Source organism: Streptomyces sp. NPDC001194, assembly GCF_042896985.1.
In the GTDB taxonomy this organism is placed as follows: Bacteria; Actinomycetota; Actinomycetes; order Streptomycetales; family Streptomycetaceae; genus Streptomyces.
Genome location: NZ_JBIAXU010000019.1, coordinates 16,506 through 32,666, shown reverse-complemented (window position 1 = coordinate 32,666; position 16,161 = coordinate 16,506). Strand labels below are relative to the sequence as shown.

The following is a 16,161-nucleotide window of genomic DNA, read 5'->3' as shown; positions in this document are numbered from 1 at the left end:
TCTCGGCCCGGGGGCTACCCCCACCCCCCGGGCCCTGTCCACTGCCCGGAGGCCCGGAGGCCGGCACCCGTGCATCCGTGCACCTCGTACGTCAGAACCCCGAATACCCCGGGCCGTCTTCGTCCTCGTCCGTGCCTTCGGCGCCCTCTTGCTCCAGCGCGCGCCGCACCACCCGCAGGGCCATGCCCTCCGGGTACCCCTTGCGGGCGAGCATCCCGGCGAGGCGCCGGATCCGTTTGTCCCGCTCCAGGCCCCGGGTGGCGCGGAGCTTGCGCTCCACGAGCTCCCGGGCGGTCTGCTCCTCCTGGTCGGAGTCCAGCTGTTCCAGGGCCTCCTGGACGAGGGTGGCGTGCACCCCCTTGGTGCGCAGCTCCTGCGCGAGCGCCCGGCGGGCGAGGCCCCGGCCCCGGTGCCGGGACTCGACCCAGGCCCCGGCGAACGCGGCGTCGTCGATCAGGCCGACCTCCTCGTACCGGGAGAGGACCTCCTGCGACACCTCCTCGGGGATGCCCCGCTTCTCCAGGGCGTCCGCGAGCTGCCGCCGGGTGCGCGGCATCCCGGTGAGCAGACGCAGGCAGATCGCCCGCGCCTGCTCCTCGGGACTCTGGGGCGGCAGTTCCTGGCGGCCCTCCCGGTCGCCGTCACGGCGGCCTTCCCGGCCGCCCTCACGACGGCCTTCGCGGCCGCCCTCCCGGCGATCTCCGCGACGGCCCTCCCGGCCGCCGCTCCCGCCGCCCCTTTCCTGCTCCCGCACGGTCAGCTCTTGGCGACGGCAGCCTTGGCCGTCGTCTTGGCCTTCGACGCGGGGGCGGGCACGGCCGCGGCCTCGGCGGCAGGCGCACCGGCGCCGGCCTCGGCGGCGGCGTCCTTGCGCACGCCCACGCCCAGCTTCTCCTTGATCTTCCGCTCGATCTCGTTGGCGAGGTCGGGGTTGTCCTTCAGGAAGTTGCGGGCGTTCTCCTTGCCCTGGCCGAGCTGGTCGCCCTCGTACGTGTACCAGGCGCCGGCCTTGCGCACGAAGCCGTGCTCCACGCCCATGTCGATCAGACCGCCCTCGCGGCTGATGCCCTGGCCGTAGAGGATGTCGAACTCGGCCTGCTTGAAGGGCGGCGCGACCTTGTTCTTGACGACCTTGACGCGGGTGCGGTTGCCGACCGCGTCGGTGCCGTCCTTGAGGGTCTCGATGCGGCGGATGTCGAGGCGCACGGAGGCGTAGAACTTCAGCGCGCGGCCACCGGTGGTGGTCTCCGGCGAGCCGAACATCACACCGATCTTCTCGCGGAGCTGGTTGATGAAGATCGCGGTGGTCTTGGACTGGTTGAGCGCACCGGTGATCTTCCGGAGCGCCTGGCTCATCAGTCGGGCCTGGAGACCCACGTGCGAGTCGCCCATCTCGCCCTCGATCTCCGCACGCGGCACGAGCGCGGCGACGGAGTCGATGACGATCAGGTCGAGGGCACCGGAGCGGACCAGCATGTCCACGATCTCCAGCGCCTGCTCGCCGGTGTCCGGCTGCGACAGGATGAGGTTGTCGGTGTCGACGCCGAGGGCCTTCGCGTACTCGGGGTCGAGCGCGTGCTCGGCGTCCACGAAGGCGACGGTGCCGCCGGCCTTCTGTGCGTTGGCCACGGCGTGCAGGGTCAGGGTCGTCTTGCCGGAGGACTCCGGGCCGTACACCTCGATCACACGGCCGCGGGGCAGCCCGCCGACGCCGAGGGCGATGTCCAGCGCGGTCGACCCGGTGGGGATGACCTCGATGGGGTCGTTCGGCTTGTCGCCGAGGCGCATGACCGCACCCTTGCCGAATTGCCGTTCAATCTGTGCGAGCGCGGCGTCGAGAGCCTTCTCGCGGTCGGTGCCTGCCATGGGTTCCACCCGGTTTGCTTGAGTCGATCGCTTCACGCCATTGACGCTAACGCCTGCCACTGACAATGCGCTCCCACGCCCGTTTCGGCTGTGGATAACTCATCAGAATGGATGTTCGATTTCCGTGTCAAGCGGGCTCGCCGGGCACCCGACTGACAACCCAGGGTTGACACCCCTCCCGCTGTCAACCTAGGGTTGCCTCCATGACGAACCCTTCGGTGGAACCCGTTCGCATGACCAATCCGGTACGCCTCGACGACCTGATCGAGGCCATCAAGAAGGTCCACACCGACTCCCTGGAGCAGCTCAGCGGCGCCGTCGTCGTCGCCGAATCGCTCGGAGACGTCGCGGACCACCTCATCGGCCACTTCGTGGACCAGGCCCGCCGCTCCGGCGCCTCCTGGACCGACATCGGCCGCAGCATGGGCGTCACCCGCCAGGCCGCCCAGAAGCGCTTCGTCCCCAAGGCCGACAAGGAGGGCGAGGGCGGCATGGACCCCGCCCAGGGCTTCGGCCGCTTCACACCGCGCGCCCGCAACGTCGTCGTCACCGCTCAGAACGAGACCCGCGCCGCCGGCAACTCCGAGATCCGCACCGAGCACCTCGTCCTCGGCCTGCTCGCCGAGCCGGAGGGCCTCGCCGCGCTCGCCCTGCGCGCCCAGCAGGTCTCCGCCGACGACGTGCGCGCCGCCGCGACCGCCGCCCTGCCCCCGGCCGCGGCCGGGGAGCTCCCCGCCCTCATCCCCTTCGACGCCGGCGCCAAGAAGGCCCTGGAGCTCACCTTCCGCGAGGCGCTGCGCCTGGGCCACAACTACGTGGGCACCGAGCACGTCCTCCTCGCCCTCCTCGAACTCGAGAACGGCGAAGGCCCGCTCAGCGGCCTCGGCGTCGACAAGGACGCCGTCGAGGCGACCGTCAACGAGGCCCTGGAGTCCTTCGCCGCCGCGGCCGGGGAAACGACCGGGGAGACGCCGTAGCCGAGTCCCCGGCCGCCCGCTCGGTCAGTTCGTACCGCTTCACGTACGCGCCGAGGAAGGCCTGCAGCGTGGCGACGGCCGGGATCGCGATGAGCGCCCCGACCGCGCCCAGCAGGGCCGTGCCGGCGATGACGGACCCGAAGGCCACCGCCGGGTGGATGTCGACCGTCTTCGAGGTCAGCTTCGGCTGCAGGACGTAGTTCTCGAACTGCTGGTAGATCACCACGAAGCCCAGCACGTACAGCGCGTACCAGGGCGAGTCGGGGAAGGCGATCAGCATCGGCAGCGCGCCCGCCAGGTAGGTGCCGATGGTGGGGATGAACTGGGACACCAGCCCCACCCACACCGCCAGCGCGGGCGCGTACGGCACGTCGAGCACCGCGAAGACGACGTAGTGCGCGATGCCGGAGACCAGCGCCATCAGCCCGCGCGAGTACAGGTAGCCGCCCGTCTTGGCGACGGCGATCTCCCAGGCGCGCAGCACCTCCGACTGCTTCGCGGGCGGCAGTACGGAGCACAGCGCGCGCCGCAGCCGCGGCCCGTCGGCGGCGAAGTAGAAGGAGAAGAGCCCGACCGTCAGCAGCCGGAAGAGCCCGCCGAGCACGGTGGCGGACACGTCGAGCACGCCGGTCGCGCTGTTCTGCACGTACTTCTGGAGCCAGTCGGAGTGCAGCAGGCTGTCCTGGATCTCCAGCCGGGACAGCTTGGTGTGGAAGGTGGTGTTGATCGCGGCGATCACCGAGTCGAGGTAGCGGGGGAAGCCCCCCACCATCTCGACGATCTGCCCGGCGAGCATCGAGCCGAGCAGCACGACGAACCCGGCGGCGGCGACGAACACGCCCAGGAACACCAGGAAGGTGGCGAGCCCGCGGCGCATGCCGCGGGCGGCCATCCGGGAGACGGCGGGTTCGACCGCGAGCGCGAGGAAGAACGCGATCAGGATGTTGACGAGCAGTGCGGTCAGCTGGTGGAAGGCCCAGCTGCCGAGCTGGAAGCAGGCGATGAGGGCGAGTACGAGGACGACGGCGCGCGGCAGCCAGCGCGGCATCCGGGCCCCGGCCCCCGCCGGCGGTGCGGTGGCCCCTCCGGGAGGTGCCGCGGATCCCGCGGGCCCGGCCGCCTCGGCGGTCCCGGCCCCCTCGGCGGTGTCGGTCGTCGTATCCGTCGTCGTGCCGGTCGTCGTCACGGTCGTCTCATCGGTGGCTGCCACGCCGACCAGTCTGTCCCACCCGCCCCGCGTACGGGGAAACGGCCGCCCCCGTCAGCGCAGCGAGGCGGGCACGTCCATCGCCGAACACACCGCGCGCCACACGTCCTTGGCCTCCCAGCCCGCGTCCAGCGCCTGGTGGACGGTGCGTCCGCCCAGCTCCGTCATGACGTGGTCCCGCGCGAAGGAGTCCGCGTAGCCCGCGCCGAAGTGCTCGGCCATCCGCTCCCAGAAAATCGTCAACCGCATGCCCCCAGTATCCCGCCCCGGGAGAGTGCACCGGCGACGTTCTCCTCCCGTCCGCGAGGCGGCGCGCCCTACGGTGTCACGCATGCCTGGAGACGACGCTTCCTCGCTGACCCCGCCGCCCTCGTCGAACCCACCGACCCCACTGGCCCGCGCCGAGCAGTTCTTCTGGCTCACGGCCCGGGTCCTGGAGCAGCGGCGGTTCGCCTTCCACTTCCTCGGCGGGGACGCCGACGCGGTGGACACCGCCCTCGGCTCGTACCTCAACGCCGACGGCGGCTACGGCCACGCCCTCGATCCGGACCTGCGCGGTCCGCTCAGCCATCCGCTCCACACGGCGCACGCGCTCCGGGTCCTGGACAGCCTGGGCCGCTGTGCCGGGCAGCGGATCGAGCGGCTCTGCCGCCACCTGACCCGCGTCTCCACCGCGGACGGCGCGCTCCCGGTGGTCCTCCCGGCGCCGCGCGGCTACCCCGGGGCCCCTTACCACCCGGTGTACGACGACCCGCCGGGCGACCTGCTGACCACGGGCCCGGTGGTCGGCGTGCTGCACCGCAACCGGATCTGGCACGCGTGGCTGTTCCGGGCCACGGACTTCTGCTGGGAGCGGGTCGAGAACCTGCGCCGGGCGGGCCCGTACGAGGTCCAGAGCGCGGTGGCCTTCCTCGACGGCGCCCCCGACCGGGCGCGGGCGGTGGCGGCCGCGGACCGGCTCGGACGGCTCGTACGGGAGCAGCGGCTGGTCGTGCTCGATCCGCGCCGCCGCCGGGAGTACCCGCCCTACCCCGGCTGCGCGCCGGGCGAGCAGCTGTTCCCGCACGATCTGGCCCGGCGGCCGGAGTCCCTGGCGCGCGGCTGGTTCACCGACGAGGAGATCCGGCGGTCGCTGGACTTCCTGGCCGCCGGCCAGCAGCAGGACGGTGGCTGGCCGGTGCGGCGCCTCGCGTGGGCGCCGGGCAGCTCGCTGGAGCGGCGCCCGATCGCCACCCTGGAAGCCCTGCTGACGCTGCGCGCGTACGGGCGCCCCCTGGCCGGTGAGCCCCCGGCGGACGCTAGCCGCCCAGGGCCCGCACTCCCGCGGTGACGACCACGGCGGCGGCGACCACGAGCAGGAACGGCGCCCGCAGCAGCAGCGCGAGCCCCGCGGCGGCCAGCCCGGCGGCGCGGGCGTCGAGGACGAGCTCGTGCCCGGTGCTGAAGGTCTGCTGGGCGGTGAGCGCCGCGAGCAGCGCGACCGGCAGCAGGGCGGCGAGCCGGCGCACCGGCGGCCGCTCCAGTACCCCGGCGGGCACGAGCAGCCCGGCGAGCTTGACGGCGTAGCAGCCGACGACGGTGAGCGCGATGGCGATCCAGACGTTCACGAGCGGCGTCCCTTCAGCCAGAGGATCGCGGGGGCGGCGAGCGCGGCGACGAGCACCGGCAGCCCGGCGGGCAGTACGGGCAGCAGGCCCAGCCCGAGGACGAGGGCGAGCGCGGCGACGGCCCGTTCGGTTGCGGTCTTCAGCATCGGCGCGAGCAGGGCCAGGAAGACGGCCGGTCCGGCGGCGTCCAGCCCCCACGCGGAGGTGTCCCCGAGGGCCTCGGCGCCGAGGGCTCCGAGCAGGGTGGTGAGGTTCCACAGGACGTACAGGCTCAGCCCGGTCACGGTGAACCCCAGCCGGGCCGACCTGCGGTCCGGCTGGGCCAGGGCCACGGCGGTGGTCTCGTCGATCACCCAGTGGGCGGCGAGGGGCCGCACGGCCTTGGGCACGGCGAGCAGCTGCGACAGCCGCAGCCCGTAGAAGGCGTTCCGCGTGCCGAGGAAGAAGGCTCCGGCGGCCGCGGTGAACGGGTTCCCGCCCGCGGCCAGCGCCCCGACCAGCGCGAACTGCGAGGCTCCGGTGAACACCAGCAGGCTCAGCGCGCAGGCCTGGAGCACGCTGATCCCGGCCCCGGCGGCGGTCACCCCGAAGGCGAACCCGGACAGCCCGACGGCCACCCCGACCCCGAGCGCGTCCCGTAGGACGGCCCGCCGCGGTCGCTCCGCGACCCCCTCGGGGGTCTCCTGCCTCACCATCTGTCGCTCTCCCACACCCGGACCGTACGCAGCCCGTCCCCCACCGGTCTTGTACGTTCTTGCACGCGGGAGCGGGGGCGGGCAGGCGGGAGGCGCGCAGGCGGGGCCGGGCTCAGCCCCCGCGCGGGAGCCGGCCGCTCGAGCGCCCCCGGCGGTAGGCGCCCGGGGGGACGCCCACGATGCGGGTGAAGTGGCGGTTCAGGTGGGGCTGGTCGGTGAAGCCGACGGCGACGGCCGCCTCCGCGGGCGGGGTGCCCCCGTCCAGCAGCACCCGGGCCCGCCGGACCCGGGCGTCGGTCAGCCAGGTGTGCGGCGGCATCCCGTACGTCTCCCGGAAGGCCCGCAGCAGGGCGAAGGGGCTGGTCCCCAGTTCCGCGGCGAGCTGTTCCAGCGAGGGCGGCCGCGCCATCCGCTCCTGGAGCACCGCCCGCGCCGCCGCGGCGTCGACCGCTCCCGCGCTGCGGACCGTACGGGCGGGCAGCGGCCCGGCGTGCCGGGCCAGCATCCGCGCGACCGCGGCGCGCAGCAGCGTGTCGGCGGCCAGCGCGTTCCCCTCCTCGGCGGCCCGGTGCACCTCGGTGATCACGTACGAGGTCTGCGGGTCGGTGACCGAGTCGGCGGTGAAGCCGGGGGTCCCGCGCAAACTGCCGATCTCCGCGGCCACCTCCGCGATCAGCTGTCGGGAGGGGTAGAGGGTGGCGTACGCCCAGCCCTCCGGGACCCCGGCGCGCGCGGTGTGCGGCACCTCCGGGTTGATCAGGACCACGCTGCCCGGCCCGGCCCGCAGGGTGCCGCCGGGCAGGCCGACCTCCTCGATGCCGCCGGTGACGGCCGCGATGACGTACCCGTCGTGGGTGTGGCGCGGGAAGGTGTGGCGTACGTAGTGGGCGCGCAGCAGGTCCAGGCCGGGCAGCTGCGCGTACCGCCAGTGCCGGGCCCACTCCCGCCCGGCCGCCTCGTGTGCCCCGTGCGCCCCGTGCGCCTTGTCCGCCCCGTGCGCCCCGTCTGTCATTCCTCCATTCTGCGCCCCGCCCGCCGCGGCGACCCGCCCGGTGCGGGTGTCTGCCCAGGTCCGGGCCGTTGTCAGTGGCCGGGTGCAGGATGGGGGCATGGCCGGCTCCGCGCTCGATGCGTTCTCCCCCGCGACCCGTTCCTGGTTCACGGGGGCCTTCGCCTCGCCCACTTCCGCGCAGGAGGGCGCCTGGCGGGCCATCCGGGAGGGCTCCGACGTGCTCGTCGTGGCGCCGACCGGCTCCGGCAAGACCCTGGCCGCCTTCCTCGCCGCCCTCGACCGGCTGGCGTCCGTCCCGCCGCCGGCCGAGCCGAAGAAGCGCTGCCGGGTGCTGTACGTGTCCCCGCTGAAGGCCCTCGCGGTGGACGTCGAGCGGAATCTGCGCAGCCCGCTGACCGGGATCCGCCAGGAGTCCGTCCGCCTGGGCCTGCCCGAGCCGGAGATCCGGGTCGGGATCCGCTCGGGGGACACCCCGCCGGCGGAGCGGCGGGCGCTGGCCACCCGGCCGCCGGACATCCTGATCACCACGCCCGAGTCGCTGTTCCTGATGCTGACTTCGGCGACGCGCGACGCACTGGCCGGGATCGAGACGGTGATCCTGGACGAGGTGCACGCCGTCGCGGGGACCAAGCGCGGCGCGCACCTGGCCCTGTCCCTGGAGCGGCTGGACGAGCTGCTGCCCCGCCCGGCCCGCCGGATCGGGCTGTCGGCGACGGTCCGGCCGGTGGACGAGGTGGCCCGCTATCTCGCCCCGCGCGGCAAGGTGGAGATCGTCCAGCCGCCCTCGGCGAAGGAGTTCGACCTGTCGGTGGTCGTCCCGGTGCAGGACATGGGCGAGTTGGGCGGCTCGCCGGCCACCGAGGGGCGGGAGGGCGGGGACAAGCCCTCGATCTGGCCGCACGTGGAGGAGCGGATCGCCGATCTCGTCCAGGCCCACCGCTCCACGATCGTGTTCGCCAACTCCCGCCGCCTCGCCGAGCGGCTGTGCAACCGGCTGAACGAGATCGCGTACGAGCGCGCCGTGGGCGAGAAGCTGCCCGACGGCTCGCCGCCGGCCGAGATCATGGCCCAGTCGGGAGCCGCCCTGGGAGCCCCGCCGCTGCTGGCGCGGGCGCACCACGGCTCGGTCTCCAAGGAGCAGCGGGCGCTGGTGGAGGAGGACCTGAAGGCGGGCCGGCTGCCCGCCGTGGTCGCCACCTCCAGTCTGGAACTGGGCATCGACATGGGCGCGGTGGACCTGGTGGTGCAGGTGGAGTCCCCGCCCTCGGTGGCCTCCGGGCTCCAGCGCGTGGGCCGGGCCGGGCACCAGGTGGGCGCGGTCTCCAGGGGGGTGGTGTTCCCCAAGTACCGCGGGGACCTGGTCCAGGCGGCCGTGGTCACCGAGCGGATGCGCACCGGGTCGATCGAGTCGCTGCGCATCCCGTCGAATCCGCTGGACGTGCTCGCGCAGCAGCTGGTCGCGATGACCGCGATGGACACCTGGCAGCTGGACGAGCTGCTGGCGCTCGTGCGGCGGGCGGCGCCGTTCGCGGCCCTGCCGGAGTCGGCGTTCACCGCGGTCCTCGACATGCTGGCGGGCCGCTATCCGTCCGACGCGTTCGCGGAGCTCAGACCGCGGGTCGTCTGGGACCGGGTGGCGGGGACGATCACCGGTCGTCCGGGGGCGCAGCGCCTCGCCGTCACCTCCGGCGGCACCATCCCCGACCGGGGCCTCTTCGGGGTGTTCCTCGCGGGCGCGGATCCGAAGAAGGGGGGTGGCCGGGTCGGCGAGCTCGACGAGGAGATGGTCTACGAGTCCCGCGTCGGGGACGTGTTCACGCTGGGCACCACCTCCTGGCGCATCGAGGACATCACCCGCGACCGGGTCCTGGTCTCCCCCGCCCCCGGGGTGCCCGGCCGGCTGCCGTTCTGGAAGGGCGACCAGCTGGGCCGACCCCTCGAACTGGGCCGTGCGGTCGGCGCGTTCCTTCGCGAGCTGGGCGCCCTGACCCAGGAGGACGCCCGGCTGCGCCTGGTCGCGGCCGGGCTCGACGCCTGGGCCGCGGAGAACGTCCTCGCGTACCTCGCCGAGCAGCGCGAGGCCTGCGGCCACGTCCCCGACGACCGGACCATCGTGGTCGAGCGGTTCCGCGACGAGCTCGGCGACTGGCGGGTCGTGGTCCACTCCCCCTTCGGTGCCCAGGTACACGCTCCCTGGGCGCTCGCCCTCGGCGCCCGCCTCGCCGAGAAGTACGGCATGGACGCGCAGGTCATGCACGCCGACGACGGGATCGTGCTGCGGCTGCCCGACGCGGACCTGCTGTCGATGGACCTGCTGGACCACGACCCCGCGCACACCGCCTCCTTCGAGTTCGACGACGAACAGGCCCCGCTGGGCGCCGCGGACGTCGCTTTCGACCACGGCGAGATCAACCAGATCGTCACCGACCAGGTCGGCGGCTCCGCCCTGTTCGCCTCCCGGTTCCGCGAGTGCGCGGCGCGCGCCCTGCTGCTGCCGCGTCGCAGTCCCGGCAAGCGGACCCCGCTGTGGCAGCAGCGCCAGCGCGCCTCCCAGCTGCTCCAGGTGGCTTCCGAATTCGGATCGTTCCCGATCGTGCTGGAAGCCGTACGGGAGTGCCTGCAGGACGTCTTCGACGTGCCGGGCCTGACGGAGCTGATGGGGGACATCGAGGCGCGCCGCGTCCGCCTGGTCGAGGTCACCACCGCCGAACCGTCCCCGTTCGCCCGGTCGCTGCTGTTCGGGTACGTCGCCCAGTTCCTGTACGAGGGGGACTCGCCGCTCGCCGAGCGCAGGGCGGCCGCGCTGTCGCTGGACTCCCGCCTGCTGGCGGAGCTGCTGGGCCAGGCGGAGCTGCGCGAACTGCTCGACGCGCAGGTGCTGGAGGAGCTGGAGCGCGAGCTCCAGTGGCTGACGGAGGACCGGCGGGCCAAGGACGCCGAGTCCGTCGCCGACCTGCTGCGCCTGCTCGGCCCGCTGACCACGGCCGAACTGGCCGAGCGCGGCGCCGACGCGGCCTGGCCGAAGGCCCTGGCCGAGGCCCGCCGGGCCATCGCGGTCCGGATCGGCGGGGCGGACCACTGGGCGTCGGTCGAGGACGCGGGCCGCCTGCGCGACGCGCTGGGCACGGCCCTCCCGGTCGGGGTCCCCGAGGCGTTCACCGAGCCGGTCAAGGACCCGCTCGGTGATCTGCTGGCCCGGTACGCCCGTACCCACGGGCCCTTCACCACGACCGCCGTCGCCGCCCGCTTCGGCCTGGGCGCGGCGGTGACGGAGGGCGCCCTGCAGCGGCTCGCGGCGGCGGGCCGGGTGGTGCAGGGCGAGTTCCATCCGGCCGGCATCGGCCAGGAGTGGTGCGACGCGACCGTGCTGCGCAGGCTGCGCCGCCGCTCCCTGGCGGCGCTGCGCCAGGAGCTGGAGCCGGTCCCGCCGACCTCCCTGGCCACCTTCCTGCCGCAGTGGCAGCACCTGGGCGGCGCCCTGCGCGGCATCGACGGCCTGGCCCGGGCGATCGAGCAGCTCCAGGGCGCCCCGGTGCCCGCTTCGGCCCTGGAGCGGCTGATCCTCCCCTCCCGGGTCGCGGGGTACTCCCCGACCCTGCTGGACGAGCTCACCACCACCGGGGAGGTGGTCTGGGCGGGCGCCGGGGCCCTCCCCGGCAAGGACGGCTGGGTCTCGCTCTACCTGGCGGACGCCGCGCCGCTGCTGCTGCCCCCGCCGCACCCGCTGGAGCTGACGCCCCTTCACCAGTCGGTCCTCGAGACCCTGTCCGGCGGGTACGGGCTGTTCTTCCGCCAGCTCGCGGAATCGGTGCGCGCCAAGTGGTCCGAGGCCACCGACCTCGAACTGTCCGAGGCCGTCTGGGACCTGGCCTGGTCGGGACGGCTGACCAACGACACGCTCGCCCCGCTGCGCTCCCTGCTCGGCTCGGGCCGTACGGCGGGCGCCACCGCCCACCGGGCCCGGCGCACCGTCCCGCGCGGCCGGTACGGGGCGCTCAGCGCGCAGGTGTCCCGCCCGGGACCGCCCACGGTCTCGGGCCGCTGGTCGCTGCTGCCCACCCGGGCCCCCGACCCCACCCACCGGGCGCACGCACTGGCCCGGACCCTGCTGGACCGGCACGGGGTGGTGACGCGGGGCGCGGTGGCCGCCGAGGGCGTGGAGGGCGGCTTCAGCGCGGTGTACCGGGTCCTGTCGGCCTTCGAGGACAGCGGGCAGGCCCGGCGCGGATACGTGGTGGAGGGTCTGGGCGCGGCCCAGTTCGCGATGGACGGCGCGGTGGACCGGCTGCGGTCTGCCGAGCGGAACCCGCCCCCGCTGGCGGCGGTGGTCCTGGCCGCCGCCGACCCGGCGAACGCGTACGGGGCGGCCCTGCCCTGGCCGGAGCCCCCGGCCGGGGCCACCCACAAGCCGGGCCGCAAGGCCGGCTCGCTGGTGGTCCTGGTCGACGGCGAGCTCGCCCTGTACCTGGAGCGCGGCGGCAAGACGCTGCTGGCCTGGCCCCCGGCCGAGGACCCGCGGCTCGCCGCGGCCACCGCGGCCCTGGCGGCCGCCTCCCGGATCGGCGCGCTCCCGGCGCTCACGGTGGAACGGATCAATGCCGCTGCGGCGTTGACCTCCCCGCTGGGCCCGGCCCTGGAGGCGGCCGGCTTCCACGCCACCCCGCGGGGGCTGCGCATGCGCTCGTGAGTCCGACGGCCGGGTCGACCGCTGAATCCGACATTCCGGTCCCGACCATCGCGCTTACGTCCCGCTTATGTCTTGAGCACGTCACGAAGCCCCTCTCGACTGGCGACCCCGCCCTTTTCTGGACTATCAAGATCACCGCAGGCGTCAAGCGTGACGACGCCACGTCAAAAAAACACACTCATGGGGGACCAGAAAAGTGAGCACCAACACCATGCGACGAGCGGCAACGGGCGTCATCGGTCTGGCGGTTGCCGGAACCCTGACCCTCACCGGCTGCAAGAACGGCAACGAGGAGGTCGCGCCCGCGCAGTCGAGCGCTCCGGCCGCACAGCCGAGCCAGGCAGGCCAGGACTCCGCGCAGCCCAGCACCCCGGCCAGCCCCTCCACCGGCGGCGGCCAGGCGGGCGCGGCGGGCCAGGCCAAGCCCGGCCAGACATTCAAGATCGGCGAGACGGCGCAGATCCCGTTCAGCTACGGCAGCACCAAGGGCGGCACCCTCGCCCTCACCGTCACCGCCGTCGAGCAGGGCCAGCCGGCCGACCTCGACTCGCTCAAGCTGGGCGACAAGGTCAAGGGGATGATCCCCTACTACGTCCGCTACACGGTCAAGAACATCGGCACCGTGGACCTCTCGTACGCCTCCGTGGGCCACATCAAGGGCACCCTCCCGGACGGCTCCGAGGCCCAGGGCGTCTCCGTCATCGGCAAGTTCGAGAAGTGCAAGGACGAGACGCTGCCGAAGGGCTTCACCAACGGCCAGACGCAGACCAGCTGCGCCATCGCCCTGGCCCCGTCCGCCCAGACGAAGGTGGTCGGCGCCGAGTACTGGGGCGACCCGTACAACAACCTGAGCGACGGCAAGGGCCTCTTCTGGAAGTAACGGCACGGGAACCGGCAGCGGCCACCCCCGCGCCTTCCCCTTCCTGACGACCGGGCCCCCGCCCGCGCCACCGCGCGGGCGGGGGCTCCCGCCGTCCGGGCTCCGCGGCGCGACAATGGCGCCATGCCCGAAGGAGACAGCGTCTGGCGCGCCGCGGCCCGGCTGGACGCCGCCCTCACCGGCCACGAGCTGACCCGCAGCGACCTGCGCGTGCCCCGCTTCGCCACCGCCGACCTCACCGGCCGCACCACCCTCGGCGTCACCCCGCGCGGCAAACACCTCCTCGCCCGCTTCGAGGGCGGCCTGACCCTCCACACCCACCTGGGCATGGACGGCTCCTGGCGGGTCTTCGCCGCGCGCGAGGCGTGGCACGGCGGCCCCGCGTACGAGATCCGCGCCGTTCTGGGCACCGCCGGGCACACGGCCGTCGGCTACCGCCTCCCGGTCGTCGAACTGCTCCGCACCCGCGAGGAGGACCGGGCCGTCGGCCATCTGGGCCCCGACCTCCTCGGCCCCGACTGGGACGCGGGGAAGGCCGCCGCCAACCTCCTCGCCGCCCCCGGGCGCCCGCTCGGCGAGGCCCTGCTCGACCAGCGCAACCTGGCCGGCATCGGCAACATCTACAAGTCCGAGCTCTGCTTCCTCGCCCAGGTCACCCCCTGGACCCCGGTCGGCGACCTCCCCGACCCCGGGACCACCGCCGTCCGCCTCGCCGGCGCCGCCCACCGCCTGCTGCGCGCCAACACCGGCGACAGCGCGGTCCGCAACACCACCGGCAGCCGCCGCCGCGGCCAGGAGCTCTTCGTGTACGGCCGCGCCCGCCGGCCCTGCCTGCGCTGCGGCACCCCCGTCCGCGAGGCCCCGCAGGACGACCGCCCGACGTACTGGTGCCCCCGCTGCCAGTCCGGCCCGACCCCTCCCACACGCCCGCCTGGTTGACGGTCCGTCAGATCCGGTCGTACCGTCCCGGCATGCCCACACCCAGAGCCCCGTACGACCTCACCGGCCGGACCGCCCTGATCACCGGCGCCGCGAGCGGCATAGGCCGCGCCACCGCCGTTCTCCTCGCCGAGGCGGGCGCCGCCGTGCACTGCGCGGACCGCGACGAGCCGGGCCTCGCCGAGACCGCCGACCTCGTCGCCAAGGCCGGCGGGTCCGCCACCGTCCACCCCCTCGACGTCACCGACCGGGCCGCCCTGCGCGCCGCCGTGGCCGCCGCCGGCCCGCTCGACATCACCGCCGCCATCGCCGGGATCATGCACACCAGCAGCGTCCTGGAGACCTCCGACGAGGACCTCGACCGGGTCCTGGACATCAACTTCAAGGGGATCCTGCGCACCTGCCAGGAGGCCGCGCGGGCCATGATCGCGGCCGGCCGCCCGGGATCGATCATCACGATGGCCTCCGGAGCCGTGGACGCCGCCCAGCCCGGCCTGCTCTGCTACAGCGCCGCCAAGGCCGCCGTCGTCCAGCTCACCAAGACCCTCGCCACGGAGGCCGGGCCCCACGGGATCCGGGTCAACGCCGTAGCCCCGGGGTGGATCCGCACTCCCATGACCGGAAGGCACGGCCCCGAGGTCCGGGAGCAGACCGAGGCCGCGATGGTCCGGATGTCCCCCCTGCGCCGCGTCGGAGAGCCCGAGGACATCGCCCAGGCCGTGCTCTACCTGGCCTCGGACGCCTCGTCCTTCATGACGGGCCAGATCCTCCGCCCGAACGGCGGAGTGTCGATGCCCTGGTGAGTCCCTCACCACCCGGCACCGCGCCGTCCGGCCCGGCCACCGCCGTGGCGGGCGACTGAGCCAGCGCCCGCCGGGCCCTGCGTACGGGCCCGGGCGTGCAGTGCACCGGCAGCAGGCCCAGTCCCCAGCCCCCCACGGCCACCGCGCCCTCCACCGGACCCGACTCGCCCGGCGCCAGCGCCAGCCGCAGCACCGCCCACCACCACAGGGCACCCGCCGCCAGAGCGAGGGCCGCCATCGGGGATATGCCCAGTACCGGAGGTGTCCGCAGTAACCGCCGCACGGCTGCCTCCCGGGATCAGGGCCGCGATCCGGACTCGTCCGGATTTCCCATCCTCCCGCACACCTCCGGGCCGCGCACCCAGAACGGCCCGGAGCCCCGGCCGGTGCGTGACGCACCGGCCGGGGCTCCGGCCACGCTCATTTCTTCACAGCTCGCGCATCGATCTCACGCGGCTACGACATTCACCGCTTCCGCAGGCGCCTTGATGGTCACCCGCTCCGGGCCGCCCGTGACCGAAGCCACGGAGACCGAATTGAGCATCGGGCGGACCGGCACGGTGACCGGTTCGCTTGCCGACTGCGCCAGCTCAGCCAGCGACAGCTCGTCGCTGACCTCGCGCATCAGCTCGGACATCCGTACGTCCAACGCGTCGCAGATCGCGGAGAGCAGCTCGGAGGATGCCTCCTTCTGCCCCCGCTCCACCTCGGAAAGATAGCCGAGAGAAACTCGGGCGGACGAGGAGACTTCGCGCAGAGTACGGCCCTGGCGCTGGCGCTGCCGACGCAGCACGTCACCCAGCAGGCGACGGAGCAGAATCATCGGTGGCTCCCTCCTCTGACCGTGTAGCCGCATCCTTCACGCCCCACCGTACCGCCTCGCGCCGCGGCCGTGCGGGGAGCTATGTCGTGTTCACTCAGGGCTGCAAACATCAAATCCCCCCGTTCTGTTCCGTATCCTGCCCCCGCGCATTCTCGCGGAGTTCGCTCGAGAGCAGTTCGAGCACTGTCCGTGCACTCTCCCTACGAATTTCCGCACGGGAGCCGTTCAACCTCAGCGGGACGGTTTTCCTGCCCTGCGGACCCGCCACGGCGATGAAGACGGTGCCCACCGGCTGCCCGTCCTGCGGGTCCGGACCGGCCACCCCGGTGGTCGCGATCCCCCACGATGCACCCAGCACGCGCCGCACGCCGACCGCCATCTCGGTCGCGACCTGCGCGTTCACCGCACCTTCGGCGGCCAGCAGCCCCGCGTCCACCCCCAGGACGCGGTGCTTCAGCTCGGTGGCGTACGCCGTGACCGAACCGCGGAACGAGCGGGAGGCTCCGGCGATGCCCGTGAGCTCCGCGGCCACCATGCCGCCGGTCAGCGACTCCGCGACGGCGAGGGTCTGGTCACTCTCCGCGAGGAGGCGCAACACCTCCGCGGCGATCGCTGCGGTGGTCCCGGTCTCCGCCGCCGGTTCCGCGGCGCCCGAAGACGCCCCA

At 74.0% G+C, this 16,161-nt stretch carries 16 protein-coding genes; 6 read left to right on the top strand and 10 right to left on the bottom strand.

Annotation, left to right across the window (positions count from 1 at the left end; genetic code table 11):
* Positions 1–91: 91 nt before the first annotated feature.
* Positions 92–760: a recombination regulator RecX gene (gene recX, locus ACFY1T_RS29040; protein ID WP_390790853.1), complete on the bottom strand. Its 669-nt coding sequence runs from the start codon at positions 758–760 to the stop codon at positions 92–94.
* Positions 757–1,866 carry a recombinase RecA gene (gene recA / locus ACFY1T_RS29035; RefSeq protein ID WP_030859683.1) on the bottom strand — a complete coding sequence of 370 codons (1,110 nt, stop codon included), beginning with the start codon at positions 1,864–1,866 and terminating at the stop codon, positions 757–759. Before recA ends, recX begins: the two co-directional genes overlap by 4 nt.
* Positions 1,867–2,069: 203 nt before the next feature.
* Between recA and ACFY1T_RS29030 the strand changes: the two genes are divergently transcribed.
* Entirely contained in the window at positions 2,070–2,843 is a 774-nt protein-coding gene (locus ACFY1T_RS29030) for a Clp protease N-terminal domain-containing protein (RefSeq protein ID WP_390790778.1), read from the top strand.
* Here ACFY1T_RS29030 and ACFY1T_RS29025 read toward each other — a convergent pair.
* Complete coding sequence (locus tag ACFY1T_RS29025) at positions 2,782–3,891, bottom strand: AI-2E family transporter (RefSeq protein ID WP_390790852.1); 1,110 nt, start codon at positions 3,889–3,891, stop codon at positions 2,782–2,784. The two genes, ACFY1T_RS29030 and ACFY1T_RS29025, sit on opposite strands and share 62 nt — an antisense overlap.
* Positions 3,892–4,104: 213 nt before the next feature.
* On the bottom strand, positions 4,105–4,299 hold the full coding sequence (locus ACFY1T_RS29020) for a DUF3046 domain-containing protein (RefSeq protein WP_030154244.1): 195 nt from the start codon (positions 4,297–4,299) through the stop codon (positions 4,105–4,107).
* 82 nt (positions 4,300–4,381) lie between these two features.
* Between ACFY1T_RS29020 and ACFY1T_RS29015 the strand changes: the two genes are divergently transcribed.
* A complete protein-coding gene (locus tag ACFY1T_RS29015; RefSeq protein ID WP_390790777.1) occupies positions 4,382–5,380 on the top strand; it encodes a hypothetical protein in 999 nt (332 codons plus the stop codon).
* Here ACFY1T_RS29015 and ACFY1T_RS29010 read toward each other — a convergent pair.
* The 3 genes from ACFY1T_RS29010 to ACFY1T_RS29000 form a co-directional block, all read right to left on the bottom strand.
* Complete coding sequence (locus ACFY1T_RS29010) at positions 5,349–5,657, bottom strand: AzlD domain-containing protein (RefSeq protein ID WP_390790776.1); 309 nt, start codon at positions 5,655–5,657, stop codon at positions 5,349–5,351. The genes ACFY1T_RS29015 and ACFY1T_RS29010 overlap by 32 nt on opposite strands.
* The gene (locus tag ACFY1T_RS29005; protein WP_384713255.1) at positions 5,654–6,352 is read right to left on the bottom strand and encodes an AzlC family ABC transporter permease; all 699 of its coding nucleotides are present in this window, start codon (positions 6,350–6,352) and stop codon (positions 5,654–5,656) included. Before ACFY1T_RS29005 ends, ACFY1T_RS29010 begins: the two co-directional genes overlap by 4 nt.
* Positions 6,353–6,464: 112 nt before the next feature.
* Positions 6,465–7,364, bottom strand: a complete 900-nt coding sequence (locus ACFY1T_RS29000; RefSeq protein WP_390790775.1) for an AraC family transcriptional regulator — start codon at positions 7,362–7,364, stop codon at positions 6,465–6,467.
* Positions 7,365–7,461: 97 nt separating this feature from the next.
* Here ACFY1T_RS29000 and ACFY1T_RS28995 point away from each other — a divergent pair, with 97 nt between their 5' ends.
* From ACFY1T_RS28995 to ACFY1T_RS28980, 4 genes are all read left to right on the top strand, one after another.
* Positions 7,462–12,051, top strand: coding sequence for an ATP-dependent helicase (locus ACFY1T_RS28995; protein WP_390790774.1), 4,590 nt, complete (start codon positions 7,462–7,464; stop codon positions 12,049–12,051).
* Positions 12,052–12,247: 196 nt separating this feature from the next.
* Positions 12,248–12,931, top strand: coding sequence for a hypothetical protein (locus tag ACFY1T_RS28990; protein WP_051805109.1), 684 nt, complete (start codon positions 12,248–12,250; stop codon positions 12,929–12,931).
* 123 nt (positions 12,932–13,054) lie between these two features.
* Complete coding sequence (locus ACFY1T_RS28985; protein WP_390790773.1) at positions 13,055–13,870, top strand: Fpg/Nei family DNA glycosylase; 816 nt, start codon at positions 13,055–13,057, stop codon at positions 13,868–13,870.
* A gap of 32 nt (positions 13,871–13,902) precedes the next feature.
* Positions 13,903–14,673: an SDR family NAD(P)-dependent oxidoreductase gene (locus ACFY1T_RS28980; RefSeq protein ID WP_390790772.1), complete on the top strand. Its 771-nt coding sequence runs from the start codon at positions 13,903–13,905 to the stop codon at positions 14,671–14,673.
* Here the strand turns inward: ACFY1T_RS28980 and ACFY1T_RS28975 are convergent.
* The 3 genes from ACFY1T_RS28975 to ACFY1T_RS28965 form a co-directional block, all read right to left on the bottom strand.
* On the bottom strand, positions 14,621–14,911 hold the full coding sequence (locus ACFY1T_RS28975) for a hypothetical protein (RefSeq protein WP_390790771.1): 291 nt from the start codon (positions 14,909–14,911) through the stop codon (positions 14,621–14,623). The genes ACFY1T_RS28980 and ACFY1T_RS28975 overlap by 53 nt on opposite strands.
* A gap of 210 nt (positions 14,912–15,121) precedes the next feature.
* Positions 15,122–15,496, bottom strand: coding sequence for a helix-turn-helix domain-containing protein (locus ACFY1T_RS28970; RefSeq protein WP_030859700.1), 375 nt, complete (start codon positions 15,494–15,496; stop codon positions 15,122–15,124).
* 109 nt (positions 15,497–15,605) lie between these two features.
* The gene (locus ACFY1T_RS28965; RefSeq protein WP_390790851.1) at positions 15,606–16,106 is read right to left on the bottom strand and encodes a CinA family protein; all 501 of its coding nucleotides are present in this window, start codon (positions 16,104–16,106) and stop codon (positions 15,606–15,608) included.
* Positions 16,107–16,161 lie beyond the last annotated feature (55 nt).